The organism is Kitasatospora misakiensis (assembly GCF_042656005.1).
GTDB lineage: Bacteria > Actinomycetota > Actinomycetes > Streptomycetales > Streptomycetaceae > Kitasatospora > Kitasatospora misakiensis.
The window spans coordinates 135,106-161,120 of sequence record NZ_JBHSOF010000013.1 but is presented as its reverse complement, the minus strand read 5'-3'; the positions used below and the strand labels follow the sequence as shown (position 1 = coordinate 161,120).

Annotated in this window: 23 protein-coding genes; 9 read left to right on the top strand and 14 right to left on the bottom strand. The window is 73.6% G+C overall.

Features of this window, described 5'->3' with window-relative positions:
- Positions 1 to 143: 143 nt before the first annotated feature.
- Positions 144 to 1,037: an NADP-dependent oxidoreductase gene (locus ACFP3U_RS13390; RefSeq protein WP_380225678.1), complete on the bottom strand. Its 894-nt coding sequence runs from the start codon at positions 1,035 to 1,037 to the stop codon at positions 144 to 146.
- A 70-nt stretch (positions 1,038 to 1,107) separates the two neighbouring features.
- On the opposite strand from ACFP3U_RS13390, the gene ACFP3U_RS13385 reads away from it, so the two are divergent.
- Positions 1,108 to 1,683 carry a TetR/AcrR family transcriptional regulator gene (locus ACFP3U_RS13385; protein WP_380225677.1) on the top strand — a complete coding sequence of 192 codons (576 nt, stop codon included), beginning with the start codon at positions 1,108 to 1,110 and terminating at the stop codon, positions 1,681 to 1,683.
- Positions 1,684 to 1,787: 104 nt separating this feature from the next.
- Here ACFP3U_RS13385 and katG read toward each other — a convergent pair whose 3' ends face one another.
- On the bottom strand, positions 1,788 to 3,977 hold the full coding sequence (gene katG, locus ACFP3U_RS13380; protein WP_380225676.1) for a catalase/peroxidase HPI: 2,190 nt from the start codon (positions 3,975 to 3,977) through the stop codon (positions 1,788 to 1,790).
- A 231-nt stretch (positions 3,978 to 4,208) separates the two neighbouring features.
- Positions 4,209 to 4,745 carry a MarR family winged helix-turn-helix transcriptional regulator gene (locus tag ACFP3U_RS13375; RefSeq protein WP_380225675.1) on the bottom strand — a complete coding sequence of 179 codons (537 nt, stop codon included), beginning with the start codon at positions 4,743 to 4,745 and terminating at the stop codon, positions 4,209 to 4,211.
- A gap of 73 nt (positions 4,746 to 4,818) precedes the next feature.
- Here ACFP3U_RS13375 and ACFP3U_RS13370 point away from each other — a divergent pair, with 73 nt between their 5' ends.
- Both ACFP3U_RS13370 and ACFP3U_RS13365 read left to right on the top strand, forming a co-directional pair.
- On the top strand, positions 4,819 to 6,111 hold the full coding sequence (locus tag ACFP3U_RS13370) for an MFS transporter (protein WP_380225674.1): 1,293 nt from the start codon (positions 4,819 to 4,821) through the stop codon (positions 6,109 to 6,111).
- A gap of 166 nt (positions 6,112 to 6,277) precedes the next feature.
- On the top strand, positions 6,278 to 7,084 hold the full coding sequence (locus tag ACFP3U_RS13365) for a nucleotidyltransferase domain-containing protein (protein ID WP_380225673.1): 807 nt from the start codon (positions 6,278 to 6,280) through the stop codon (positions 7,082 to 7,084).
- A gap of 114 nt (positions 7,085 to 7,198) precedes the next feature.
- Here the strand turns inward: ACFP3U_RS13365 and ACFP3U_RS13360 are convergent, their stop codons facing one another.
- Both ACFP3U_RS13360 and ACFP3U_RS13355 read right to left on the bottom strand, forming a co-directional pair.
- Positions 7,199 to 8,206, bottom strand: coding sequence for a histone H1-like repetitive region-containing protein (locus ACFP3U_RS13360; protein ID WP_380225672.1), 1,008 nt, complete (start codon positions 8,204 to 8,206; stop codon positions 7,199 to 7,201).
- 254 nt (positions 8,207 to 8,460) lie between these two features.
- Positions 8,461 to 10,488 (bottom strand): glycosyl hydrolase, encoded by a 2,028-nt coding sequence (locus tag ACFP3U_RS13355; protein WP_380225671.1) that lies wholly within the window; start codon positions 10,486 to 10,488, stop codon positions 8,461 to 8,463.
- A gap of 212 nt (positions 10,489 to 10,700) precedes the next feature.
- Between ACFP3U_RS13355 and ACFP3U_RS13350 the strand changes: the two genes are divergently transcribed.
- Positions 10,701 to 11,471 carry a hypothetical protein gene (locus ACFP3U_RS13350; protein WP_380225670.1) on the top strand — a complete coding sequence of 257 codons (771 nt, stop codon included), beginning with the start codon at positions 10,701 to 10,703 and terminating at the stop codon, positions 11,469 to 11,471.
- Positions 11,472 to 11,517: 46 nt separating this feature from the next.
- On the opposite strand, the gene ACFP3U_RS13345 is transcribed toward ACFP3U_RS13350, so the two are convergent.
- A complete protein-coding gene (locus tag ACFP3U_RS13345; RefSeq protein ID WP_380225669.1) occupies positions 11,518 to 11,904 on the bottom strand; it encodes a hypothetical protein in 387 nt (128 codons plus the stop codon).
- A gap of 88 nt (positions 11,905 to 11,992) precedes the next feature.
- Positions 11,993 to 12,760 (bottom strand): class I SAM-dependent methyltransferase, encoded by a 768-nt coding sequence (locus tag ACFP3U_RS13340; protein ID WP_380225668.1) that lies wholly within the window; start codon positions 12,758 to 12,760, stop codon positions 11,993 to 11,995.
- Between the two features lie 227 nt (positions 12,761 to 12,987).
- Here ACFP3U_RS13340 and ACFP3U_RS13335 point away from each other — a divergent pair, with 227 nt between their 5' ends.
- Complete coding sequence (locus tag ACFP3U_RS13335) at positions 12,988 to 13,896, top strand: phosphatidylinositol-specific phospholipase C (protein ID WP_380225667.1); 909 nt, start codon at positions 12,988 to 12,990, stop codon at positions 13,894 to 13,896.
- A 32-nt stretch (positions 13,897 to 13,928) separates the two neighbouring features.
- On the opposite strand, the gene ACFP3U_RS13330 is transcribed toward ACFP3U_RS13335, so the two are convergent.
- Positions 13,929 to 14,837 (bottom strand): fructosamine kinase family protein, encoded by a 909-nt coding sequence (locus tag ACFP3U_RS13330; protein ID WP_380225666.1) that lies wholly within the window; start codon positions 14,835 to 14,837, stop codon positions 13,929 to 13,931.
- Entirely contained in the window at positions 14,834 to 15,811 is a 978-nt protein-coding gene (locus tag ACFP3U_RS13325; protein ID WP_380225665.1) for an AraC family transcriptional regulator, read from the bottom strand. The genes ACFP3U_RS13330 and ACFP3U_RS13325 overlap by 4 nt, the downstream gene beginning before the upstream one ends.
- A 143-nt stretch (positions 15,812 to 15,954) precedes the next feature.
- Here ACFP3U_RS13325 and ACFP3U_RS13320 point away from each other — a divergent pair, with 143 nt between their 5' ends.
- Positions 15,955 to 16,683: an SDR family oxidoreductase gene (locus ACFP3U_RS13320; protein WP_380225664.1), complete on the top strand. Its 729-nt coding sequence runs from the start codon at positions 15,955 to 15,957 to the stop codon at positions 16,681 to 16,683.
- Positions 16,684 to 16,741: 58 nt separating this feature from the next.
- Here ACFP3U_RS13320 and ligA read toward each other — a convergent pair whose 3' ends face one another.
- From ligA to ACFP3U_RS13305, 3 genes are all read right to left on the bottom strand, one after another.
- Positions 16,742 to 18,799, bottom strand: a complete 2,058-nt coding sequence (ligA, locus tag ACFP3U_RS13315; protein ID WP_380225683.1) for an NAD-dependent DNA ligase LigA — start codon at positions 18,797 to 18,799, stop codon at positions 16,742 to 16,744.
- A 58-nt stretch (positions 18,800 to 18,857) separates the two neighbouring features.
- On the bottom strand, positions 18,858 to 19,292 hold the full coding sequence (locus ACFP3U_RS13310; RefSeq protein WP_380225663.1) for a VOC family protein: 435 nt from the start codon (positions 19,290 to 19,292) through the stop codon (positions 18,858 to 18,860).
- Between the two features lie 146 nt (positions 19,293 to 19,438).
- Positions 19,439 to 20,011, bottom strand: a complete 573-nt coding sequence (locus ACFP3U_RS13305) for a TetR/AcrR family transcriptional regulator (RefSeq protein WP_380225662.1) — start codon at positions 20,009 to 20,011, stop codon at positions 19,439 to 19,441.
- Positions 20,012 to 20,106: 95 nt separating this feature from the next.
- On the opposite strand from ACFP3U_RS13305, the gene ACFP3U_RS13300 reads away from it, so the two are divergent.
- Positions 20,107 to 21,597: an MDR family MFS transporter gene (locus tag ACFP3U_RS13300; protein WP_380225661.1), complete on the top strand. Its 1,491-nt coding sequence runs from the start codon at positions 20,107 to 20,109 to the stop codon at positions 21,595 to 21,597.
- A gap of 77 nt (positions 21,598 to 21,674) precedes the next feature.
- The gene (locus ACFP3U_RS13295) at positions 21,675 to 22,337 is read left to right on the top strand and encodes an SGNH/GDSL hydrolase family protein (protein ID WP_380225660.1); all 663 of its coding nucleotides are present in this window, start codon (positions 21,675 to 21,677) and stop codon (positions 22,335 to 22,337) included.
- A 39-nt stretch (positions 22,338 to 22,376) separates the two neighbouring features.
- Here the strand turns inward: ACFP3U_RS13295 and ACFP3U_RS13290 are convergent, their stop codons facing one another.
- Positions 22,377 to 23,663 (bottom strand): helix-turn-helix domain-containing protein, encoded by a 1,287-nt coding sequence (locus ACFP3U_RS13290; RefSeq protein WP_380225659.1) that lies wholly within the window; start codon positions 23,661 to 23,663, stop codon positions 22,377 to 22,379.
- A gap of 120 nt (positions 23,664 to 23,783) precedes the next feature.
- Positions 23,784 to 24,584, bottom strand: coding sequence for a DUF4232 domain-containing protein (locus tag ACFP3U_RS13285; protein WP_380225658.1), 801 nt, complete (start codon positions 24,582 to 24,584; stop codon positions 23,784 to 23,786).
- Positions 24,585 to 24,918: 334 nt separating this feature from the next.
- On the opposite strand from ACFP3U_RS13285, the gene ACFP3U_RS13280 reads away from it, so the two are divergent.
- On the top strand, positions 24,919 to 25,992 hold the full coding sequence (locus ACFP3U_RS13280; protein WP_380225657.1) for a methyltransferase: 1,074 nt from the start codon (positions 24,919 to 24,921) through the stop codon (positions 25,990 to 25,992).
- The last annotated feature ends 23 nt before the right edge of the window (positions 25,993 to 26,015 follow it).

The window sequence follows — 26,015 nt, the reverse complement described above, 5'->3', positions numbered from 1 at the left end:
CCAGGGCCCCGGCGCCTGGCCCGTCTGCTCCGTCAAGGCCGGCCTCACCAAGTAAGGCCTGACAGCAACACCAAAGCAACGCCGCTGTGCCCGGACCGGGCACAGCGGCGTCGCGCGTTCCCCGGCCGCGCACGTCCCGCGGCTCAGACGAGCAGGACCCGGCGCCCCCGGGTGTGGCCGGCGCGGCTGTCGGTGTGCGCCTCCGCCGCCTCGGTGAGCGAGTACGCCTTCTCGACCGGGATATGGAGCCTGCCCCGGGAGATGAGGTCGACGGCCTCGGTGAGCGCGTCCGGCACGCTCCCGGCCACGCCGGAGAACCGGACGCCCAGCCGCGGCGCGCCGAGGTCGGCGATGGAGACGACCTTGCGCGGGTCCCCGGTCAGCTCGACGAGTTCGCGGATCACGCCCGACCCCGCCAGGTCGAGGGCCGCGTCGACCCGGCCCAGCCGCCGCACCCGTTCGACCCAGCCCTCGCCGTAGGTCGTGGCGAGGGCGCCCAGCTCGCGCAGGTAGTCCTGGTTCGCGGCCCCGGCCGTGCCGATCACCGTGATGCCGCGCGCGCGGGCGATCTGCAGCACCGCCGACCCGACGCCGCCGGACGCGCCGCTGACCAGCAGCGTCTGCCCGGGCCGCACGCCGACCTCGCGGATGATGCGCAGCGCCGTCTCCACCACCGACGGGTACCCGGCCGCCTCCTCGAAGTCCAGCCCCTCGGGCATCCGGGCCCAGGCCGACAGCACGGCGAACTCCGCGTACGTGTCGGCGCCTTCGCCGAACACCCGGTCGCCGACCTCGACCCCCTCGACGCCCTCGCCGACCTCGTCCACCACCCCGGCGGCGTCCAGGCCGACCCCGGCGGGCAGTTCGACCGGGTGGGCTCCCAGGACCTGGCCCTCCCGAAGTCTCCAGTCGACGGGGTTGACGCCCGCCGCCCGTACGGCGATGCGGATCCGGCCGGGGCCCGCGTGGGGCTCCTCGGCTTCCACCAGTTGCAGGACTTCGGGACCGCCGAACTCGGCGAAGCTGACTTTCCTCATACGGCCGAAGATAACCCTAACGGTTAGGGTTTCACAACGGTTGCGGATTCGTACCTGGTAGTGTCAGGCCATGACCGAGCCGCCCGGACGCCGCGAACGCAAGAAGGCCGTGACCCGCCAGAAGATCGCCGACACCGCGCTGCGCCTCTTCCTGGAGCGCGGGTACGACGCCGTGGGTATCCGTGACGTGGCGGCCGAGGCCGACGTGGCCGTCACCACCGTCTTCGCCCACTTCGCCTCGAAGGAAGCCCTGGTGTTCGAGCGCGACCAGGACTTCGAGCAGCGCCTCACCCGGGCGGTGACCGACCGGCCTCCGCAGGAGCCGCTCGTCCCGGCGCTGCACCGCGAGGTCCACGCCCTGGTGCGGCACTGCACGGCGGAGGGCAGCGCCCCCGTCCGAGACATGATCGAGGGATCACCCGCCCTGCGGGAGTACGAGGAGTCGATGTGCCTGCGTCACGCGCAGGCGCTGGCGGCGGCGCTGGTCGCCGACCCCCACCTCGCCCGGAGTGCGACGGCCTGCCGGGCGACCGCGCGCTTCACCATCGACGCCTACGCGCTGGCCTGCCGGGCGGACGATCCCGGGGCCACGGTGGACGAGGTCTTCCGGATGATCAAGGCGGCCTGGGAATCCACCGCGCCGTGAGCCGGGGACGCCGACGCGCTGCGGACCCTTGTCTTCCGATTTCCGAGCGATTCCCCCCGGCCGGACCCCGACGGGCCGGCCGAAGGGAAGCACCGTACGGCCGGTCAGCGCAGGTCGAACCGGTCCAGGTCCATCACCTTGGTCCAGGCCGACACGAAGTCACGGACGAACTTCTCGTCCGCGTCCTCGGCGGCGTAGACCTCGGCGAGGGCGCGCAGTTGGGAGTTGGCCCCGAAGACGAGGTCGACGGCGGTGGCCGTCCACTTCGTGGCGCCGGTGGCGCGGTCCCGGCCCTCGTAGACGTTCGCCTCCGACTCCGAGGGCTGCCACCGCGTGCCCATGTCGAGCACGTTGACGAAGAAGTCCGTGGTCAGCGCCTCCGGACGGTCCGTGAGGACACCGTGCGGGGAGCCCCGGAAGCCGGCGTTCAGCGCCCGCATGCCGCCGACCAGGACCGTCATCTCGGGTGCGGTCAGTGTCAGCAGGTTCGCCCGGTCGAGCAGCAGGGTCTCCGGCGACAGCTTCTCGCCCGGCCGCAGGTAGTTGCGGAAGCCGTCCGCCCGCGGTTCGAGCACGGCGAACGTCTCCACGTCCGTCTGCTCCTGCGAGGCGTCCGTGCGCCCCGGGGCGAACGGGACCGGCACGGCGTGCCCGGCGTTGCGCGCGGCCCGCTCGACCGCCGCGGAGCCGCCCAGGACGATGAGGTCGGCGAGCGAGATCCGCTTGCCGCCGGTCTGCGCGCCGTTGAAGTCGCGCTGGATCTCCGCCAGGCGCCGGACGGTCTCCGCGACCTCGGGCGCGTCGTTGACCTCCCAGTCCTTCTGCGGCGCCAGCCGGATCCGCGCCCCGTTGGCGCCGCCGCGCATGTCGGTGCCGCGGAAGCTCGCCGCCGACGCCCAGGCCGCGGCGACCAGCTGCGGAACGCCCAGGCCGGAGCCGTCGATCCGCTCCTTGAGGGCGGTGATGTCCTGCTCCGCGACCAGCTCGTGGTCGACCTCGGGGACCGGGTCCTGCCAGAGCTGCGGCTCCGGCACCCACGGTCCGAGGTAGCGCGACACCGGGCCCATGTCGCGGTGCAGCAGCTTGTACCAGGCCTTGGCGAACGCCTCGGCGAGCTGGTCGGGGTGCTCGTGGAAGCGCCGGCAGATCGGCTCGTAGACCGGGTCCTCGCGCAGCGCGAGGTCGGTGGTCAGCATCATCGGGGCGTGCCGCTTCGCCGGGTCGTGCGCGTCCGGCACGGTGGTCTGCGCCGCCGGGTCGGTGGGCTTCCACTGCCGGGCCCCGGCGGGGCTGGTGGTCAGCTCCCAGTCGTAGCGGAACAGGTTGTCCAGGTAGCCGCTGTCCCACTTCGTCGGCTCGCTGGTCCACGCGCCTTCGAGTCCGCTGGTGAGTGTGTCGGCGCCCGAGCCGCTGCCGTGCGTGTTGTGCCAGCCCAGGCCCTGCTGTTCTAGCGGGGCGGCCTCGGGCTCCGGTCCGAGGTAGGACGGGTCGACGGCGCCGTGGCACTTGCCGAAGGTGTGGCCGCCGACGATGAGCGCGACGGTCTCCTCGTCGTTCATCGCCATCCGCCCGAAGGTCTCCCGGATGTCCACGGCGGCCGCCCGCGGGTCCGGATTGCCGTTGGGGCCCTCCGGGTTGACGTAGATCAGCCCCATCTGCACGGCGCCGAACGGGTTGGCGAGCTGACGGTCGCCGCTGTAGCGCTCGTCGCCGAGCCAGGTGTCCTCGGAGCCCCAGAAGATCTCCTCGGGCTCCCAGATGTCCTCGCGTCCGAAGCCGAAGCCGAAGGTCCTGAACCCCATGGACTCCATGGCGCAGTTGCCGGCGAACACCAGCAGGTCGGCCCAGGAGATCTTCCGGCCGTACTTCTGCTTGACCGGCCAGAGCAGGCGCCGCGCCTTGTCCAGACTGGCGTTGTCCGGCCAGCTGTTGAGCGGCGCGAAGCGCTGGGCGCCGCTGCCGCCGCCGCCCCGGCCGTCCGCGATGCGGTACGTGCCGGCGGCGTGCCAGCTCATCCGGATGAACAGCGGCCCGTAGTGGCCGTAGTCGGCGGGCCACCAGTCCTGCGACTTGGTCATCAGCTCGATGACGTCGCGCCTCAGCGCGTCGACGTCGAGGGTGGCGAACTCCGCCGCGTAGTCGAAGTCCTCGCCCATCGGGCCGGCGACGGGAGAGTTCTGGTGCAGCACCTGGAGGTCGAGTTGGTTCGGCCACCAGTCGCGGTTCGTCCTCGGGCGGGTCCCCGTGGGGGTGGGGGAAGGAATTGCTGGGTTTTCGCTCTCGCTGCCGGACACGTCCGCCCCTTCTTCCTTGCTCGGTTTTTCTACCCTTTTGCCCGTATGGTCCCGCACCGGGGACCGTACGGCGGGCAGAACACGCGGGCACCTCCGCTCGGCGGCCGCCCTCGCGCGGGGGCGGTGCGCGGGGGCAAGCAAGGACGACGCGGGGGCGGTGCGCGGGGGCGGTGCGCGGGGGCGGTGCGCGGGGGCAAGCAAGGACGACGCGGGGGCCCGGGGGCCCGAGGGTCAGTCGCCCAGCGAGGCCAGCAGGTCGCGCAGCAGGCCGTTGAGCCGGTCGACCCGCTCGGGGCCGAGGGCCTCGACGGTGTCGCGCTGGACGGCGATGCCGGCGGCCAGCGCCGCGTCGACGGTGGACCGGCCCTCTGGGGTGAGGCTGATCCGCAGACCGCGGCGGTCGTTCGGGTCGGGAGAACGGGTGACCAGGCCGGCCCGCTCCAGCTTGTCCAGGCGGCCGGTCATACCGCCGGTGGTCAGCATCAGAGCGGCGGTCAGCTCGCGCGGCGAGAGGGCGTACGGCTCGCCGGACCGGCGCAGGGTGGCCAGCACGTCGAACTCGCCGCGCCCGATGCCGAACGGCGCGTACGCGCGCTCCATCCGCTCCCCCATGCCGCGGGCGAGCCGGTAGATCCGCCCGAAGGCCTCCATGGCGTACAGGCTGTCCGCGAGGTCGGGCCGCTCCTCGCGCCACTGGGCGGTGATCGCGTCCACCGGGTCGGCGGCGGGGCGGTGCGGGTCGGGGGTGGAGCCGGGGGTGGTGGTCATGGGCCCAGTCTTCCACAGGATCGCTTGCCAGGAAGCCGCTTGACAGTGATTCGCTTAGTGCTAAGTTACTTACATGCTTTCAAAAAGGAGCCAGGGCTTCCCCGGCGAACGCAGCCTGATGACGGCCCTGGCCATCGACGCCCTCGGCAACGGCATGTACGTGCCGTTCAGCCTGGTCTTCTTCCGCCACGTCACCGACCTCCCGCTGGCCGTCATCGGCCTCGTCCTCACCACCACCGGCCTGGCCGCGATGGTCGCGCTGCCGCTGGTCGGCAGCGCGGTGGACCGGTTCGGCGCCCGCCGCATGCAGATCGCCCTCCACCTGGTCCGGGCCGCCGGGTTCGCCGTCTACCCCTTCGCCGCCGCGCTGCCCGCCTTCATCGCCGTCACCCTGATCACCGCCGTGGCCACCCGCGGCTACCCCGCCGTCCAGCAGGCCAGGATCGGCGAACTCACCTCCGGCAGCGCCCTGGAGCGCGTCAACGCCCTCAGCCGCAGCCTCGCCAACGCCGGCCTCGGCGCCGGCAGCCTGCTCGCCACCCTGCTCGTCGGCCTGGCCGGCGACGGCGGCTACACCGTTGCCGCGCTGCTCAACGCCGTCAGCTTCCTGGCCGCCGCCGCTCTGGTCCGCCGCGTCCCGGACGGCCGAAGCGGCGACGGGAAGGCCGCCAACGTGAAGGCCACCGACGTGAGGACCGGCGGCGGGAAGACCCGCGGCGGGAAGGCCGGCTACCGCGCGGTCCTGGCCGACCGCCCGTTCCTCGGCCTGGCCACCGCCAACCTGCTGATCTCCCTCGGCTACGCCGCACTCGCGGTGCTGCTCCCGGTGTACGTGACGAGCGTCCTGCACGCCTCCGCCTCGCTGGCCGGCCTCTCCTTCGCCGTCAACACCGTGCTCTGCGCGGCCCTCGGCGTCCCCGCCGGGATCGCCGTCCGCCGGTTCACCACCCGCAACCGGGCCGCCGCCACCGGCGCCGCGCTGTTCGCCGCCGGATTCCTCGCCCAGGCCCTGCTGGTGCCCGCCGCCGGACGCTTCACCACCGCCGGACTGCTGGCCGTCGTGGTCCTGATCACCCTCGGCGAGATCGTCCACAACCCCGCCGCCTCGGCCCTGGTCACCGCCACCGCCCCCGCCGCCGTCCGCGGCCGGTACATGGCCACCTACCAGCTCTCCTGGTCGCTCTCCGCCGCCCTCGCCCCCTCGCTGCTCACCGGTCTGCTGGCCCTCGACAGCCGGCTGCCCTGGCTGGCCCTGGCCGCCGCTACCCTCGGCGGCGCGGGCCTCCTGCTCCGCCTGGAGCGCCGACTGCCGGCCCACGCCGTCCGCCCGGAGGCGCAGCGGGCGGCCCTCACCACCGCGGCATGAGCCCGACAGGCCCGTCCGCCGGACCTCACGGCCCCGAACTCCACGGCCCCTCACCTCCCCGCCTCCGACGCCCCGGGCGTCGGAGGCGGACCCATGTCGTCGAGCGGGGTCGCACTGTCGGGTGACGGCGCCGGTCGGGCGAGCGTGGACGGGGCACACTGGCCTCATGACCCGGGATCCCGAGAAGCGGCGGTCGGTACCGCCCGAGCTGGGCGCGTACCTGGCGGACCTCGTCCACCGCACCCGGGACGTCTGCGGGCCGCGCCTGGTGAGCGTGCTGGCGAGCGGTTCGGTCGCGCTCGGGGACTACCGGCACGGGCGTAGCGACGTGGACGTGACGGTCGTCGTCGAACCGGACGTACCACCGGAGACCCTGCGGGAGCTCGCCCGGGAACTCGCCCACCCGCGGCTCCCCTGCCCGGCGGCCGGCCTGGAACTGGTGGTGTACGACGCCGACTTCGCGAACCGCCCGTCGGGCGCCGCCGGGTACCTGCTGAACCTCAACACCGGCCCGCTGCTCCCGGAGCGGGCCGATCACGACGCCGCGGGGACCCCGGCGTTCTGGTTCGTCATCGACCGCTCGATCACCCACCGGAACGCGCTCACCCTGTGGGGCCGCCCGGCGCACCAGGTGATCGCGGAGCCCGACCCCGCCGCCCTGTTCGCCGCCCTGCGCGCCTGCGTGCGCGAGCACACCGACGGCGAGGGCCACCTCGCGGACAACCGGGTGCTCAACGGCTGCCGCGCGCTGGTGTACTGCCGTACCGGCCGCTGGACGCCCAAACGCGCGGCGGGCCGACGGATCGCCGCCACCGATCCCGACTTCCGGCCGCTGATCGAGGCCGCGCTGCACAGCTTCGAACTACCGCGCCCGGCCGCCGCCGCACTGCCCGCCGCCGAGGTGCGGGCCTTCCTCTCCCGGGTGCGTGAACAGGTCGACCGGGCCGCGGACGCGACCGGCGCCGCACCGTGACACCGGTCGCACGCCGCACGCCGCCGGTCCGGGATCCGGGGTCATCACCTGCGCGCCCGGCCCGCTGCCGATGGTCGGCAGCGGGCCGGGCGTGACCACCGTGGGCGCGGGCGGTCAGCCCTCCTGACGCGCGTACAGGCCCCGGTCCACGCGCTGCGCCCGGCCGGCCCTGGCCAGTCGCTCCAGCATGGTGCGGACCGTGTTCACGTTGCCCGGCGTGGCGTCGATCTCCAGCTGGACCGTCACGTCGCGGGCGCGCAGCGGCGCACCGGCGGCGCCGAGCACCTCCAGCACCTTCTCGGAGGTGGCACCGACCACGCGACGCACGGCCGTCGACGCACCCGTCGCCGCCCCGGCCTGCTCCTCCCCTGCGGGCTGCGTGTCGGCGGCGGGAGCGGCGGGGGCGGCCTTCTTGGCCACCTTCTTCGCCACCTTGCGCGCCGCCTTCTTCGCGGGAGACTTCTCGACGGCGGACTTCTCGGTCGGGGACTTCTCCGTCGCGGACTTCTCGGCGACCGACCGCTTCGCCGGGGCCTTCTTGGTCGTGGCCCGGGCAGCGGTCTTCTCAGCGACCGGCTGTTCCGCCACCGGCTCCTCGGCGACCGGCGGTTGGGCGACCGGCTCCTCGGCAACCGGCTGGCTGGCGACCGGTTCCTCGGCGACCGCCTGCTTCGCCGCGGCCTTCCTGACCGCCGCCTTCTTCGCCGGGGCCTTCTTGGCGGCGGCCTTCTTCGCCGTCGCCTTCTTGGCCGTCGTCTTCTTGGCTACGGCCTTCTCGGCCACCGGCTTCTCGGCGGCCGGTTCCGGAGCAACGACCGGCTCCTCCAAGGGAGTCGGGGCCTCCGCGCCCTCGGCTCCCTCGACGGCCTTCGCGGGTTCGCCGTCCGCCGTGGCCCCGACCTCCTCGCCGCCGCCCGTGGCCGCCTCCGGCTCCCCGGCGAGGGGAGCGTCGGCGAGGGGAACGTCGGCGAGGGCGCGCAGGCTCTCGATGGCGCCGCGTACGGCGTTCTCCTGGGAAACGACGGACGTCAGTTCGTCCTCCAGAAGTCGCCTGCGCGCCTCGATGTCGGGGAGTTCCGTCTCCAGGCGGGCAATGACGTCACCGAAGCGGCTTTCTGTCACGGTTCCTCGTTTCGTCGGTCCACACATCGGCCGTTGGGCTTGCACACTCGCTACCCCACTGTGGGGACCTGCTCAACACGAACGTGGGCCCCGTGGCAGACATCCTGCCCCGTTGTTGTCCTCGCATCCCACCAAATCCCAACCTGATGCACAACAGACGCCGACAGGCAGGGTGCGCCCCGGAGTTGCGCACGCGTTCCCACGCGTCTCCGGACCGGCTTGACGGTCGGACCGACCCGATCGGATCGACCCGGTCAACTCCACCTGGTCAGGCCGTCCAGATAGACGGCGGTGCGACCGGTCGCGTTGGGGGCGGGGGTGAACTCCACGCCCACCTCGCGGACATGGGCGAGGTCGGGCACCCCGGCCAGGTCGAGTCGCAGCGGCTTCCCGTACGGGCCGACGGTGACGGCCGAACTCTCGTTCCACGTCCAGGTGGAGGCGTCACCGGTGCCGGTCCGGACGTACAACTTGGCGGTGGTACCGGCCGCTTGGTCGCCCCAGGGCGCGGTGCCGGCGGCGACGGTGAGCACGGTGGCACCGGTCAGGTCCGCGGGGGCCGTCCGCCGGAGGTACACCGTGCCCCGGTCGGGTTCGACGTCCGCCTTGAGCGCGCTGCGCCGCTCGGCCGCGCCCTCGTCGGCGACCGCCCAGGGCCCGGCCGCCGTACCGGACCCGGACCAGCCCTCGGTGCCGTTCTCGAAGCCGGCCAGCAGGCCGCCGCGCCGCACGTCGTCGAGGTAGACCGCGGAGCGGCCCGTCGCCCCGGCCGCGGGGGTGAACTCGACACCGATCTCCCGGACATGGGCCCGGTCGGGGACCTTGGTCAGGTCGAGGACGAGCCGGTTGGGCTTGGTGTCGACGGTGACGGCACCCGAGTCGGTCCAGGTCCAGCCGGAGGCGTCACCGGTGCCGGTCCGCACGTACAGCTTGGCGCGGCTGCCGCTCGCCTGGTCGCCCCAGAGTGCGGTGCTGGCGTCGACGCTGAGCACGGTGTCCCCGGAGAGGTCGAGCGGGCTGACCTTGTTGAGGTAGGCGGGGCCGGTGGCGAGGTCCACGTCGGCCTTGAGCGAGCCGTTGCCGTGCGCGGACCACTCCGTGACCTGCCACGGGCCGTCTGCGAGGTGCCAGCCGCTCCAGCCCTCGGTGCCGCTCTCGAAGTCCTGGTACACCACCGGCGGGTTGTCCACCGGAGCGGAGGCGAGGTCGACCGCGCCCCGGTTGACCGTCCACGGGTCGTTCATCAGCTTGGCGCCGTTGACGTTCCGGGCCGGACTCCACTCGTTGTTCCAGGCCAGGAAGTAGGAGGTGCGCGGGAAGCGCTCGTGCAGGGCCTTCACCCACCGCTCGTAGTCGAAGGTGCCGCCGGCGCCCGAGCCGGGGCCGATCTCGGTGAACGCGAAGGGCTTGCCGAGTTCGACCAGCCGCTCGTACCCGGTGATCGCCGACGGGTCGGCCGTGTAGCAGTCCAACCCGACCACGTCGGCGTACGCCCGGCCGACCCAGTAGGCCGCGGGGTCGCCGGAGCCGCAGTTCGGCGCGTACGTCCACAGCAGGTTGTGCAGGCCCTTGGCGGTGGTCAGGTAGTCGTAGGTACCGCGCCACAACGCCGCGAAGTCCGCCGGGTCCTGCCGGCCCCACCAGAACCAGTCACCGTTCATCTCGTGGAAGGGACGGAACAGCACCGGCACCCCGGCGTCGGACAGCCGTCGCAACCCGGCGGCTATGTCGTCGAGTTCGGCCCGCCAGGCCCGGCCGGACGCGCTGGCCGGGTCGGACAGTTGACGGAACGTCGGCTGCGGCAGCGGGGTCCGCCAGTCGGCGCCCGCGACCGGGTTCGGCAGGTGGACGCTGACCGAGACCAGTCCGCCGCGCCCGGCGTGCTCGATCAACTCGGTGTCGCAGTCGGTATTGATCGCGGTCGGCGCCTGGGCGGCGTTCCAGGCGCTCGCGTAGTCGCAGGCCAGCACGGCCGGGAACTGCCCCGTCCGGTCGGCGAGTTCGGCGACGTCACGGTACTGGGTGGCGAAGTCCTTGCCCGATTCGGCCGCGGCGCTGCCGCTGTAGCCGGCGAAGAACCCGGAGGCCGTCCGGCTCCGCAGCCCCCGGTCGGGCAGTTGGGTGAGCCAGTTCAGCACCGCCCGCGCCTGTGGGCTCGCACTCGCGTCCACCGGCTGGACGACGGCCGCCCCTGCCGTCGGCGTACCGACGCTCCCGCCGCCGAACACGGTCAGCACCGTCACCAGGCCCGCGGCCGTTCGTCGACGCAGTCTCATCGACATCCCCCGTTCGTTCCCCGGCAGGGCCCTCCGCCCCGCTACCGGGCGACAACACTAGAGGCTTTTCGCGGACATTGATCTTGGCTCAGGAACCGCCCGCGCCGGCCGTCCGTCCTCTCCACGGGGGTTGCCGCGGACGCGGCGCCCCGGGGCAGGCCCCCTACAGCTCTTCACCGCTCTTCACCGCTCTTCACCACCGAGGTCCGAGGAGATCCATGGTCGACACCGTCAACTCACTGGTCACCCGTCTGCACGAAGTACTGGTGCAGATCCTCACCGAGGGATCCCCCGCGGCCGGGGCCAGGGGCCTCCAGGACGTCATCGCGCGCGCCGCCGCGCTCGGCCCCGACGCTGCCTGGATCGCCGCCTCGGGCCACGCGAGCCTCGCGGAGCTGGCGTGGGCCCAGGGCGAGGCGGAGCCGGCCATCCACCACCTGGAGGCCGCGGTGTCGGGCGGCTACAACGACTGCCTGTCGCTCCACACGCCCCTCATGCTGCCGCTGCACCGGGATCCCCGCTTCCAGGCGCTGTACGGGCTGATGCGCATCACCCAGGCCGATTTCGACGAACTCCTCTGGCTGCACCGGGAGATGCGGACCATGGTGCGGGAGGCCCAACAGGCGAGCGTCGACAACATAGGCCGCCTCGACACCGGGGTGTCCCTGCTCCCGCAGGCGCCCCTGCCGACCCGTGAACCCGACACCCTCGGGCTCCTGATCACCCGGATCGACGTCGCCGCCGTCCAGACCGCGCTCCAGCAGGCCGCCGTGAAGGCGGAGTTCCAGCGCAGCGCCGGGAACACCAGCCTCAGCCTCATCGACGACACCTGGGACTACACCCGCGCGAGGCACGACGCCTGGTACGCCGACGACCTGGACGAGCGCCGCCTGCGGGCCGCCGAGGCCCGGGCCTTCGTCGAACGCCCCGGCGCCGACACCACCCTCGTCCCCTGCCCTCCGCTGGGCTCGCTCACCTACCCGGGCTGAGGAGCGGCCGCACCGGCGTGGTGGCCGGTGCGGCGCCTGGGGCTGCTCAGGCCGGGGTCAACGCGTCCTCTTCGAGACCGTCGAGAACGAACCCGTTCTCGAAGCGCACCCGGTAGACGGTCCGGGTGCCGGCTCCGGGGCCGACGCCGCCTCCGGCTCCGGCCGCTTGCGCCCGGACGACCTTCTGACGGAGGTCATCGACCAGGCCGGCCGCGAAGCCCGTGAGCGGGACGCCGCGGACCTGCTGGTCGAACTCCGCGACGTAGTCCCGGCCCCCGCCGCCGCCGGCCTGCGTCCCGACGCCCGTGACGGTGCCCGCCAGACCCCCGCCCAGGAAGAGCGGGCCGGGGCCCCCTGCCCCGCCCGCTGTGCCATGCCCGGTGACCTGCACATCCCTGGTCAGCCGCACCCTCGCACCGGTGTCGTACGCCATGGGTGTACCCCCTCGTTCGATCATGGCCGTGACCCTGGCGAGCGTAGTCGAGTTGCCGCAGAAGGAAAGGGGTCCGGCGGGATCGGCGCTACGCCTCGGGGCGGCGACGGGCGAGGTGGACGGTGACGTCGGCGGCGATCTCGACCGCCTCCGGCAGGACCCGCAGGATCCGGCGGAACACCTCCTCCTGCTCCGGGGGCGGCAGCACGAGATAGGCGGAGACGGTCGACAGAAGGCCGACGTAGTCGCGGGCGCCCACGGTCAAGCGCCGTTCGAGAAGGGACTGTTGAACGTCGGTGAACCACGCGGACCGTTGGAGCTCGGTGCCCGGCCACTGCAGGTGCTGCCCCGGCGGGGTCCCGTCGGGGGACGGGACGTCGTCGCTCTCCAGGAACGGCGCCCGTGCCGCGCGGACGGCCTCCGCCACCGCCGGGTCGGCCAGCTGGACCGGTCCGCCGAAGGAGGCGAACACACCGCCGGGCTCCAGCAGCGCGGCCACGCGCGCCCACCGCCCCTCCGGCTCCGTCCAGTGCAGCGCGGCCGCCGCGTAGACCAGCCCGTACGTCGCGCCCGGTCGCAGCTCCTCGAACGCGGCCCGCACCGTCGTGACGTCGGCCGGCACATGTCGGCGCAACTCGGCGAGCATCGCCCCGTCGGGCTCGGTCGCGGTGACCGCGACCCCCCGTCCGGCGAACAGCCGGGTCGCCTTCCCGGTCCCGGCCCCGATCTCCAGCGCGGCGCCGAACGGCCGACCCGCGTACGCCGCCACCAGCTCGAAGAGCTCTGCGGGGTACCCGGGCCGGAAGCGTTCGTAGGCTTCCGCCTTCGTTCCGAAACTCAGCGCGCGACTGGACATGGTGGGCATCCTGACACGTCGCGCACCAACGATGCGCGGAATTCCACCCGGACCTCGCCGACCGGTCCGGCGGCCGGAGGGTGTCCGGAAGCCCGGAAGGGAGCGGGAACCGGGGACCCGAGCGGTTCCGCCTCTGGGCAAAGTGGGGTGGAGTCCCGACAATGAGCATGTCACTCGCTCGTTCCGTTCTGTCCCCTCACACCCAACGGGGGTACCACGCCGTGTCCTTGACCACGCGTACACCGATGAGCCGGCGGGCCTTCAGCCGCGCTGCCGTGCTGGTCGCCCTCGGGGTGGCGGGGCTGGCGGCCGGGGTGCCGCGGGCCCGTGCGGCGGGGGTGCCGGGCGGTGCCGACTGGCTGGGGGCCGTCGACGCGCAGGCCTCGCTCGCCCGGCTCACCCTGCCCGGGACGCACGACACCTGTTCGCTGTACGGCGGAGGGCTGACGCAGACGCAGACCCTGTCCGTGCCGGACCAGTTGGCGGCCGGGGTGCGGTTCCTCGACGTCCGATGCCGGGCCGTCGACGGGGTCCTGGCGATCCACCACGGGCCGGTGTTCCAGCAGATCTTCTTCGGCGACGTGCTCAACCAGTGCCAGGCGTTCCTCGGCGCCCACCCCGGCGAGGCCCTGGTGATGCGGGTCAAGCAGGAGTACTCCACCGTCTCCGACGCCGAGTTCGGCGCACTCTTCGCCGACTACCGGCGGCGCTGGCCGGGCCTGTTCTGGACGGAGGACCGGATCCCCCGGCTCGGCGAGGTGCGCGGCCGGGTCGTCCTGCTGGCCGACAACTCCGGCCTGCCCGGCATCCGGTGGGGCGGCGGGCGAACTGACATCGAGGACGACTACGACATCGGCACCGTCTTCGAGCTCAACTCGCGCAAGTGGCCGGAGGTCTCCGCCCACCTGACCGCCGCCCGCGCCGCCACCGACCCGCAGCGGCTCTTCCTGACCTTCACCTCCAGCTCCGGCTGGGGCCTCTGGCCCCGGCAGGCCGCCGACGCGATCACCCCCAAGCTGCGCGGCTACCTCGGCGGCCTCGACCGCTCGACGCGGCCGGTGCTCGGCACCGTCCCGATGGACTTCGTCACCCCCGACCTGGTGCGCTCGCTGTACGCGCTGAACTTCGGCGCCTGACGGCAGGCGGGGGTTGGAAGACGGGCGCTACCTCAGGGCCGCCGCCGGAACGGGGCGAGGGTGGCGCGGACGAGATCGGCGGCGCCCCAGTCGGGGGTGAACTGGGCGATCACGGCCAGGTGCTGGCGCAGTTGGAGGATCGGCATGCGGTCGCGCCAGTCGCGGTCGAGTCCGGTCAGCTCGGCGTAGCGGTCGAAGAACACGTGCGCCTCGGGCGGCGGTGCCGTCGTCCACAGGTGGGCCAGGTCGACCTCGGCCCAGGTGTACGACACGGCCGGGTCGATCAGTGCGGGCCGCCCGTCGGGGGTGGCCATGACGTTCAGCGCCCACAGGTCGCCGTGTGTCAGGCAGGCGGGCCGGACCGGCAGCAGTTCGGGCAGGCGGTCGCACAGCCGCTCCAGCGCCGCCCGGTCCGCGGCGTCGAGCGCCTCCCGGACGCGGGGTTCGTCGAGCCAGCGCAGCAGGCGGTGCTGGGCGAAGAACTCGAACCCGTCGTCCTCCCAGGTGTTGACCTGCCGGCGACGGCCCAGCCAGTTGTCCCGGTGCCACCCGAAACGGGGGTGCCGCGTGCTGGTGTGCAGGTGGGCGAGCGCGTGCGCGAGCTGCTCCCAGAACGCCTCGGTGCCCGGCCGGGGCCGCAGCACCGACAGCACCAGCAGGTCGCGGTCCGCGAGGATGATCTCGGGTGTGGCGATGCCGCCCGCCTCGCGCAGCGCGGTGAGCCCTTCGGCTTCCGCGGCGAAGGCGTCGAACGACGGCGGCTCGCCGAACGCCTCGACGAACACCTCGTCGAACGCCTTGACGAACACCGACGTGCCGTCGCCGCGGCGCGCGAGACCCGCGGTCGCGGCGAGGCCTCCGGTGGCCGGCTCGGCCGCGACGGCGTCGGTCAGGCCGGCCGCGTGCAGGCGTTGGAGCAGGAAGGACATCGCGTCGGTCACGGGTGTGCTCCTGTCGTTCCTGTCGTCCTGGGGTCCTTCTGCAAACCCCCGCCCGCCGTCCTGGCCTGCTTGCGGTAGGCGCCCGGCGGCGATCCGAAGTGTCGTTTGAAGGCTTTGGCGAAGGCGAACTCCGAGGTGTACCCGGCGTGCTGCGCGACGGTGCTCAGCGGGGCCGGCGAGTGGTGCAGCAACCGCGCCGCGGTGGCCATCCGCCAGTTGGTCAGGTAGGTCAGCGGCGGCTCGCCGACCACCGAGGCGAAGCGGCGGGCGAACGCCGCACGGGACAGCCCGGCGCGGGCGCCCAGCGACTCCACGGTCCAGGGACGGCCGGGATCGTCGTGGATCGCCTTCAGGGCCGGGGCGACCGCCGGGTCGGTCAGCGCGGCCGTCCAACCCCGGGTCCGCTCCGTCGGCGCCTCGGCGTACCACGACCGGAGGATGTACAGCAGCAGCAGATCGATGAGCGCCGTGACGACCGCGTCCGAGCCCGGCTGCGGCGCGTGGAACTCGGCGCACAGCTGATCGACCGCCGAGCGCAGCACCGGGTGGCGGCCGGGCACCGCGGGGAGGTGGATGACCTCCGGCAGATCGCCGAACAGCGGATGCGGGCGATCGACGTCGATCGCGTACGCGCCGCACACCAGCACCGTGCGCGGCCCCGGTCCGTCCACGGTGACCTGGCCGATCGGCGAGGAGCGGTCCACACGCTCCGGTACGAAGTCCACCGGATCGCGGTCCGGCACGTCGCACAGGGTGTGTCCGCTGCCGCGCCGCAGGAACACGATGTCGCCCGGTCCGAGCGCGAGCGGTTCGCCGTGCGGCGGCAGCAGATGGCAGCGCCCTTCCACGACCACGTGGAATCCGGCTCCCGAGACGGGTTGGAACTTCAGGGCCCACGGGGCGTGCGCGTCGGTGCGAGTCACCATCGGGCGTCCCGTGCGCAGGACTTCGAGGGTGTCGCTCAGGATGTCCATGGCGCCACCCTAGCGCCCGTGCGGCGAGACGATATGACAGGGAATCAAGATCTTCAGTCATTCACCGTCTCGCTGTGGCGGCGTACGTTCGTGCCATGGCGGTGCCGAGCCCTTGGCGCCGCATCGACGAAGGAGCGGATCCCATGTCTCTGGCCGGCAAGAAGATCGTGATCATCGGTGGCACCTCCGGCATCGGCTTCGCGGTGGCCCAACAGGCCGTGGCGGCGGGCGCGGACGTCGTGGTCGCCTCCAGCAGTCAGGATCGTGTCGACGCCGCGACGAAGCGCTTGGGCGAGCGGCCGGACGGGCGGGCCGAGGGCCGCCGTCTGGACGTCGCCGACGGCGACGCCATCGCCGCCTTCTTCGAGCAGGTCGGGGAGTTCGACCACCTCGTCTACACCGCGGGCGAAGCCCTGCTGATCAAGCCCTTGGTCGACACCACCCCGGAGGAGGCCCGGACCGTCTTCGAGCGCAGGTTCTGGGGCGCCTTCCTCTCCGCCAACTACGCCGCACCGCGACTGCGCGACTGCGGCTCGATCACCTTCAGCTCCGGCGTCCTCGCGATCCGCCCCCTGCCCGGAACCGCGCTCGCGGCAGGGATCACCGGCGGCGTCGAGGCCCTGTCCCGGGCACTCGCCGTCGAACTCGCCCCGCTGCGCGTCAACGTGGTCCAGCCCGGCGTGATCCGCACCGAGCTGTGGGACGGCAGCGTCCCGGACCCGGAGGCCTTCCTCCAGGACGCCGGGTCCGGGCTGCTCACGCGGCGCGTCGGCACGGCCGAGGAAGCCGCGGCGGCCTATCTGTTCGCCCTGTCCAACGCCTACGTCACCGGCACCACGCTCGCCGTGGACGGCGGCGCGGCACTGGTGTGACCCGGGCCCGGGCTCCGCGCAGGCCGGCCGACCGACGGAGCGACGCCGCACCCGCCCGTCAGACCTGCGGGAGGTGGTCGGCGAGCAGGGCGGCGAACTCGTCGGGCGTGACGATGCGAATGCCGAGCTCCTCGGCCTTCGCGCGCTTGGATCCGGCCTTCTCCCCGGCGACCAGCAGGGTGGTGCGCTTGGAGACCGAGGAGGAGGCCTTGCCGCCGGCCCGCTCGACGAGTTCGTTCATCTCGTTGCGGGAGAGCGCGGCGAGCGGGCCGGTCATGCTGCCGGTGACGACCACGGCCTCGCCGGCGAGCGGGCCCGTACCCGCCCCGTCCTCGGCCGCCGGCCCCTCGGTGACCGCCACGGCGGGGGCCTGGGGTTCGGTGACGGCCGTGCCGACGCCGTGGGCGGCGAGCTTGTCCAGCAGCGGGGCGAGCTCGGCGAGTTCGGCGACGATGACGCGGGCCTTCTCCGGGCCGATCCCGTCCACCGTCGCCAGCGTGTCGGCGTCGGCGGCGCGGATCGCGGCCATGGAACCGAAGTGGGCGGCGACGCGGCGCGACATCGTGCGCCCGGTGCCCCGGACGCCGAGCGCGCAGAACACCCGGTTGAGCGGGCGGCTGCGGGCGGTCTCGATCGCGGCGAGCAGGTTGTCCGTGCTGGTGTCGCCCATGCGCTCCAGGGAGAGCAACTGCTCACGGGTAAGGGTCCACAGGTCGGCCAGGTCGGTCACCAGGCCGGCGTCGACGAGCTGGACGACCCGGGTACCGCCCAGTCCCTCGATGTCCAGCTGGTCGCGACCGACGGCGTAGCCGATGGACGCCACGACCTGGCAGTTGCGGCCCCGTACGCAGCGCCAGCGCTGCTCCTCCCGGTCGATGGCGTCGCCGCAGCGGGGGCAGACCTCGGGGAAGGCGATCGGGCGTTCGTCACCGGTCCGCTGGTCGGTGAGCGGCGCCTCGACGCGGGGGATGACGTCGCCGGCGCGGTAGACGAAGACCTGATCGTTGATCATGAGGTCGCGCCGGGTGATGTCGGCGGGGTTGTGGAGGGTGGCGTAGGTGACGGTGACGCCGTCGATGACCACGGGTTCAAGGACGGCGCGCGGGGCGATGATGCCGGTGCGGCCGACGTTCCACTCGACGTCGAGCAGTCGGGTGACCTTGTGCTCGGCGGCGAGCTTGCGGGCGACGGCCCAGCGCGGCGCGCGCGAGCCGGAGCCGGCGTCCCGCTGGTCCACGGCGGCGTCCGCCTTGACCACGACGCCGTCGATGCCGAAGGGCAGGGCGGAGCGCAGGGCGACGATCTCGTCGATGCGCTGCTGCACCTCCTCGATCGTGGCGCAGCGCAGCGGGTGGGCCGCGGTGGTGGCGGCGGTGTGGGCGCCGAGGGCGGCGAGCCGTTCGAGGAGGGCGCTGTGGGTGAGGTCCTCGTCGAGGCCGACGGCGCCGTAGGCGAAGAAGGTCAGTTCGACGCGGTAGGGGCGGTCCTTGGCGCGCAGGGTGCCGGCCGCGCCGCTGCGGGGGTGGGCGAAGGGCTCGGCGCCGTGCTCGGTGCGGATCCGGTTGGCGTGCTCGAACTGCTCGTGGGTCAGGAGGACCTCGCCGCGCAGTTCGACGTCGACGGGCTCGGTGAGCGCGGCGGGCAGGCCGAGGACGGCGTCGGCGGCGTGGCTGATGTCCTCGCCGGCGAGGCCGTCGCCGCGGGTGAGGATCTGCTGCAGGCGTCCGGCGCGGTAGCGGGCGGCCACCGCCAGGCCGTCGAGCTTCGGCTCGACGCACCAGGCGGCCACCGGGCGGCCCAGCCGCCGGTCCAGTCCGCTCGCCCACTGGGCGAGTTCCTCGGCGGAGAACACGTTGTCCAGCGAGAGCATCGGCACGGTGTGCGGCACGTCGCCGACGACCGCCCCGGCGGCGACCTTCCCGCTGGGCGAGTCGGGCAGCACCTCGCCCGGGTGCGCCTGCTCGTAGGTCTCGATGGCGCGCACCAGGGCGTCGTACTCGTCGTCGCCGAGCGGGGTGGTGCCGTCCCCGTAGTAGGCGGCGGCGGCCCGGACGGCGGTGGCGACGGCATCGGCGTAGTCGCCGGGGGTGAGCAGAGCGGCGTTCATGGACGACATCATCGCCAGCACCACTGACAATTCCACTGAGGCCGGAGCGACCGAGGGGCGGGCGCCGTCAGTCGAGGCAGAACTCGTTGCCCTCGACGTCCTGCATCACGATGCACGACTCGTTCTCCTCGTCGGCGTACAGGACCTGCACGCAGACCGCGCCGAGCGCGACCAGGCGGTCGCACTCGGCCTGGAGGGTGGCGAGGCGCTCCTCGCCGACGAGGCCGGTGCCGGCCCGGACGTCGAGGTGCACCCGGTTCTTGACGACCTTGCCCTCGGGGACGCGCTGGAAGTACAGGCGCGGGCCCACGCCCGAGGGGTCCTTGCAGGCGAAGGCCGCGCCGCGGCGCTCGGGCGGCAGCGAGCGGTTGAAGGAGTCCCAGGTGTCGAAGCCCTCCGGCGGCGGCGGGGCGACGTAGCCGAGCACCTCGCACCAGAACCGGGCGACGCGCTCCGGCTCGGCGCAGTCGAAGGTGACCTGGACCTGCTTGACCGATGCCATCCGTCCTCCGTGGTACGTGCGGGTCACCGGAGTCCGCGCCCCGGTGATCTTGTTCACGGCGGGCGAGCCTGCCACATCGCCACCCGGAGCTCAAGCGGTTTTCGGTCCGCCGACCGCGGTGGCCGGCGGATCAACGGACCAGCGGATCAACGGACCAGCGGCAGGAAGACCGTGTCGACGATCTCTTCGAGGGCGTCGTCGGGGACCGGGGCGAAGGTCGTGAGGATGTCGTGCCGCAGCAGGTCGAAGGGGAGGGACTTGAGGCGTTCGGTGAGGCGTTCCGGTCGGACCTCGCCGCGGGCGACGGCGCGGGCGAAGAGTTCGTCGAGGGCTTCCGCCCGGCCGGTCAGGAGGGGGTCGCGCAGCTCGGCGGGGTTGGTGCCGGTCTCGCGGTGGTAGTCGGCCAGGCGCAGGTTCATCACGGTGACGAGCCGGACGCGGGTCCCGGAGTTGAGCTCCCGCAGCAGGGCCAGGACGTCCCCGCGCAGGCTTCCCGTGTCGGGGAGGGCGACGCGGGAAGCCCGGAGGGTGTGGGCGACGGCGGCGCGGACGAGTTCGTCGCGGTTGGCCCAGCGGCGGTAGAGGACGGGCGGGCTGGTGCCGGCGCGCTTGACGACGGCGTCCATGGTGAACCGGGCGTAGCCGTGTTCCGCGAGTTCCGCCCAGGCCGCGTCGAGGAGCGCCTTCTCCAGTGCCGGTCCGCGGCGTCGTTCGGTCATGCACCCCTCCGTTGGAAAGACTTGCCTTTCTTATTCTAGCGCCCTACTCTGACGGCCGTAAGATAGACCCGCGTATCTAAAGGTGGCTGTTGCCCATGAGTACTCCGAACCCCTCCACCCCCGATCGGGTGGATCCCGCCGTGTGGCGCATGGCGATCGCCCTCATCGTGGGCGCCCTCGCCGTCGTCTTCGACACCACCATCGTCAGCGTCGCGCTCGACGACCTGACCAAGGGACTCGACGCCCCGCTGTCCACCGTCCAATGGGTGGGCACCGGCTACCTGCTGGCCGTGTTCGTCACCGTCCCGCTCGCCGGATGGGCGCAGGCCCGGCTCGGCGGCCGACGCCTGTGGATCGCGGCCCTGGGCGTGTTCCTGCTCGGCTCGGTCCTGAGCGCGCTGGCCTGGGACGCGGCCGGCCTGATCGCCTTCCGCGTCCTCCAGGGCGCCGCGGCCGGCATCATGATGCCGCTCATGGCCACGCTGCTCATCCAGGCGGCCCGGGGCCGGAACATCGGCAAGGTCATGGCCGTCATCAGCGTGCCCACCGCCCTCGGACCGATCCTCGGCCCCGTCCTCGGCGGCCTGATCCTGCATCTGGCCGACTGGCGCTGGCTGTTCCTCGTCAACATCCCCTTCTGCGCCGTCGGCGCCCTGCTCGCCCTGCGCCACCTGCCCGACGACCGACCCGCGCCCGACCGCCCGGGCGCGCCCCTCGACCTCCTCGGCCTGCTCCTGCTCTCCCCCGGCTGCGCCGCCCTCGTGTACGGCCTCTCCCGGGTCGAGGGCAGCGCGGGCTTCGCCGACGCCGAGGTCCTCGCCCCGCTGATCGGCGGATTCGCGCTGGTCGCCGGCTTCGTCGCCCGGGCACTGGCCCGCCCCGAGGGCGCGCTCGTCCAGGTGCGGCTGTTCCGCCACCGCGCGGTGGCCTCCTCCGCCACCCTGCTCTTCCTCGGCGGCATCGCCCTGTACGGGTCGATGATGCTGCTCCCCCTGTACTTCCAGCAGGTCCGCGGCGAGGACGCGCTCGGCGCCGGACTGCTGCTCGTCCCGCAGGGGGCCGGCGCGCTCCTCGCCCGCGGGCTGGCGGGGCGGTACACCGACCGCGTCGGCCCGCGCGGGGTCGCCGTCGCGGCGTTCGCGCTGGTCGCCGTGACCACCGTGCCGTTCGCCTTCGTCACCGCCGACAGCAGCGCGGTGCTGCTCATGGCGGCGCTGTTCGTCCGCGGTATCGCGCTGGGTGCCGCCATGATCGCGCCGATGGGCGCCGCCTACGTCGGACTGGCGCACCGGGAGATCCCCGACGCCAGCATGATCACCCGGGTCGCCCAGCAGCTCGGCGGCTCGGTGGGCATCGCCCTCCTCTCCGTCGTCCTCCAGCACGGCACCCGCGCCGCCCGCACCCCGGACGCGCTGGCCGAGGGCTTCGGCACCGCCTTCTGGTGGGCGCTGGCGCTCACCGCCGTCGCCGTGCCGCTCTGCCTGCTCCTGCCCGGCCGCCCCGAGCCGGTGGCCGACCAGCCGGCGGCCCCCGAGCCCGCAAGCACCGGCGGAGCCGTCCGAGCGGCTTCCTCCGCCGAGGTCTGAAATCCGCTCGCGCGGCAACGCTCCCGGTGAGCGCCCGTCTCCCTCCAACCCGAACGAAGAACGCAGAAGGAGTACTCATGACGATCACTCTCCGCCCGGGAAGCACGGTGATGTTCACCGGAGACTCGATCACCGACGGCTGGCGGCTGGAGAGCGCGGACGGCCTCGGCTTCGGCTATCCGCTGCGCGTCGCGGGCGAATGGGGCCTCCGGCACCCGGACCGGCCCGTCACCTGGCTGAACACCGGGGTCGCCGGCCACAAGGTGATGGACCTGGAGGCCCGGTGGCAGGCGGACGTGCTCGACGCGCGCCCGGACGTGGTGTCGATCCTCGTCGGCATCAACGACGTGGGCTGGCACACGACCGCGCCGGACGGCCGGGTCATCCCCGCCGAGGAGTTCGCGGCGGGCTACGACCGGCTGCTCGCGCCACTGGCCGAGGCCGGCACGGACCTCATCCTCGTCGAACCGTTCCTCCTGCCGATCAGCGGCACCGTCGAGGCCGGTCACGCCCTGGTCGACGAGGAGGTCCGCAAGGAATGGCGGGCCGATCTGGACCCGAAGATCCAGGCCGTGCGCGAACTCGCCCGCAGGTACGGCGCGCACCTGCTCGCCGCGGACGGCATGTTCGCCGAACTCGCCGCGACGACCGGCCCCGAGCACTGGTCCGCAGACGGCGTCCACCCGACGGCCGCCGGCCACGCCGCCCTCGCCTCGGCCTGGCTACGCCTGGTCGGGTGAGCGCGAGCGGGGCGGGCGGGGGCGGGGGCGGGCGCGGGCTCAGAGGTCGGGCTGGGTCGGGGACCACTTCTTGCCGTTGTAGGAGTACGCGGGCGCGTCCCGGATGCCGACGGTGTGGAAGGGGCGGCCGTGGTTGTCGACCCGGAGCCGGCCCTGGCGGTCGCCGCTGCTCCAGACCAGGTAGAGGTTCCAGGAGACGTCCTGCGAGGCGGTGGTCGCGTCGACGTTGAGGACCTGCGGGTCGGTCGCGGAGACGCGGTAGGGGAAGTTCGAGAGGGCCGACTTGCCCGTGGTCCCCTCCGCCGGGACGGGGACGGCCCGGGGCGCGGGCGCGTCGAGGTCCACCGCGAAGGCCGCCGGGGTGAGGGCGCCGCCGCAGCCGGAACCGGGGGTGTAGGCGTTCCCCTTGGGTGCCGGCTGCGTGCTGACGACCTGGATGTACGCGGCGTGCAGGACGACCGGGGTGGCGTCGGCGCCCTGCGCGGTCAGTTGCAGACGCAGGTGGCCTCCGGGGACGGCTTGTTGGGCGGCCGCCCAGCTGTCGCTGTCCGCGGAGGAGTCCGGCGGCACGGTCACCTGGCCCGGGGGCCGGGGCGAGAGGAACCACTGGCCGCAGGGGCTGCCCCAGTTGTCGGTGAGGACGTTGACGTGGAAGGGCGCTGAGGTCTCGTCGACCGGGGCCGCAGTGGCTGACGTCGAGGCCGCCGGCGTCGAGGCGGCCGGGGTCGAGGCGGCCGGCGCGGGGGACGGCGAACTCGGGGGCGCGGACGAGGTCGGGGACACGCTCGGGGGCTCGGCGGAGGCGGTGGCGGAGGGTTCGGCGCGGCCCTGGAGCACGACCGCCGGTACGGCGACGACCAAGCCGACCACCGCCACCGCGCCGAGCACCACCCGGGACCGCCGCCGACCGGGACGGGCCGAGGGGCCCGGGGACGGCACCGTGGTGACTGTCACCGGGTCGGCCTGCGGCTCCGGCGCGGGTGCCGGCTGCTGACCGGGAGCCGGTTCCGCAGCCTCCGGCGCCAACGTGGTCGCCGCCCGGGCCGGTTGCGGCTTGGACGCCGCCGCCCCCGCCTCGCGGCGCCGTGCCGCGTCCGCCACGATCCAGCACCGGTGCAGCTCGACGAGTTCGGCGGCGGACGCCCCGCACGCCCGGGCGAACCGTTCCACCGGCGCGTACTCGGCGGGGACCGCCGCACCGTTGCAGTAGCGGTGCAGGGTGGAGGTGCTGGCGTGCAGTCGGGTGGCCAGCACCCCGTAGCTGTGGCCCGACCGTTCCTTCAGTGCCCGCAACATGCCGGCGAACTCGTCGGTCTCCACACCCATTACTCTGACTCCCCGCACCGCGCCCCGGCCCGACTCCCCGCCGAACCCGCAGCTCACGGTACCGGTTGCCGTTCCGGGACCTCCAATCCCGGGTGGCGCGCGGCGCGCTCAGGGCCGCGCTCAGGGCCGCCGGTGGTCCGCGGTGGCGGCGGAGGCCGCCGCGTCGGCGACCGTGCTCCGGTACAGGCCCAGCTTCGGCTTGAGCACCTTCGCGCCGGGGTCGAGGGGGAAGTTGCGCGTCTCCGCGGCGGGCATGTGGTCGCCGTCGGCCAGCACGTTGATCTCGTCGATCCCGGCGGCGGTGCCGGTGGTCGCGTCGCCGGGGTTCAGGTCGATCACGGCGTACGCCGTCCGCCCGGCCCCGAGCGGGTAGGCCGGGGCACCGCCCAACCCGCCGGGGACCAGCGGCGTGACGTCCTTGCTCCGGTCCGCGGCGTGCGAGTCGCCAAGGCTGACCAGCGGGTAGTAGCTCAGCCCGCAGGCCTGCGGGCCCTGGTTGCGGACCTCGATCACCCGCTGGGTCGGCGCCGCCGGGCGGACGGTCACCCGCACCGTCAGGCTCTTGCCCTCGCACGGGTGGGTGTAGGCGTAGGAGTCGCCGTCGGCGATGCCGCCACCGGCGGACGCGGCAGCGGCAGAAGGCGCGGCCGGAGCGGCGGGGGCAGCGGGCGCGGCGGTGCTTCCGGCACCCCCGCCCTTGGGCGCCGCCGTGGTCGGCTCCGCGGCGGGCTGAGGCCCGCCGGCAGGCTTCGACGCCGTAGGAACCGGACCGACCGGGTCCGCCCCGGCCGGAACCGGACCGGCCGTGTTGGGCGCGGCGGGCTTCGGCGAACCGGCCAGGTCGTCGGGCCCGCAAGCGGTCAGGGTGAGGACGGCGCCGACGAGCGCGGCCGGAACGAACAGAGCACGGCGAGTGGACATGAGGGATCCCCGTAAGCGATGAGCGGATGAGAGAGGCGGTCGGCGCCACCGTCGGCGCCCCGCTGAGCAGCACTCTGACCCGCCGTCCGTCCCACCGGCCAGGCTTTCCCGCCGATCCGGCACGCTGGAACGATTCCACCCCCTCTGACCTGCGGATTCGCTGGCGCCTGGAACGGCCCGGTGGGACGCGGCGAGTCCCGTCGTCCGCGACCTCCCCGCGCGGCCGGCCTGCCGGGCAGCGGGGATCCGTCGCGCTGGGTGTTGGAACGGTTACTCATGGGCAGTCTCCGGGGCGGGCGGATCCACGGACGGACAGCAGCGGAAGGAAAACGGCATGAGCCAGGACGCGGGACACGGCGACGGCGAGCGGACAGAGATTGCGGCGAGCGGCACCGACCGGGAGGACGGGCTGCGGAGCTCCGCCGCCTTCCTGGTCGACGAGGCGCTCGGCTTCCTGTTCCCGGCCGCGCTCCGGGCCGCCGCCGACGTCGGGGTCGCCGACCACCTCGTGAAGGGCCCCGCCTCCGCCGCCGAGCTCGCCGTCGCGACCGGCACCGACGCCCGCAATCTGCACCGGGTGCTGCGGCTGCTCGCCACCCGCGGCATCGTGGCCGAGGACGAGCGGGGCCGCTTCACGCTGACCGAGGCCGGGCAGGCCCTGCGCAGCGACGTCCCGTACTCCGCGCGGACGGCGGTCCAGATGCTGACCGACCGGACCATGTGGCGGCCGGCCGGGGAGCTGACGCACTGCCTGACCGAGGGCACAACGGCGTTCGAGAAGCTGTTCGGCGTGCCGTTCTTCGACCACTTCGCCAAGGACGAGCGGACCGCGGCCGTCTTCCACGTCGGCATGGCGGCGATGTCCGACCCGGAGAACGCGCCCATCGCGGCCGCCTACGCCTTCCCGCCGAGCGGCACGGTCGTGGACGTCGGCGGCGGCCACGGCGGTCTGCTGCTGGAGGTGCTGCTCCGCAACCCCGGTCTGGCGGGCGTGCTCTACGACCGCTCGCACGTCCTCGCCGGGAACCGGCTGGGCGCGCACGGGCAGATCGCGGGCCGCTGGACACCGCAGGAGGGCGACTTCTTCTCCTCCGTACCGTCGGGCGACGTCCACCTACTCAAGCGGATCACCCACGACTGGGACGACGACAGCTGCGTGACCCTGCTCGGCCACTGCCGCCGCGCCCTGCGTCCGGGCGGGCGGATCCTCGTCCTGGACGCCGTGGTCCCGCCGGGCAACGCGCCCCACCAGTCGAAGGCGCTGGACCTGATGATGATGGCCTCCCTCACCGGCCGTGAGCGCACCGAGGCCGACTTCGCGGAGCTGTTCGGCAGGGCCGGACTGCGGCTGTCCCGGGTGATCCCCACGCCCACGGTGCTGTCGGTGGTCGAGGCCGTCGCGGCCTGAGTCCCGAGCAGGTCATGGGCGGG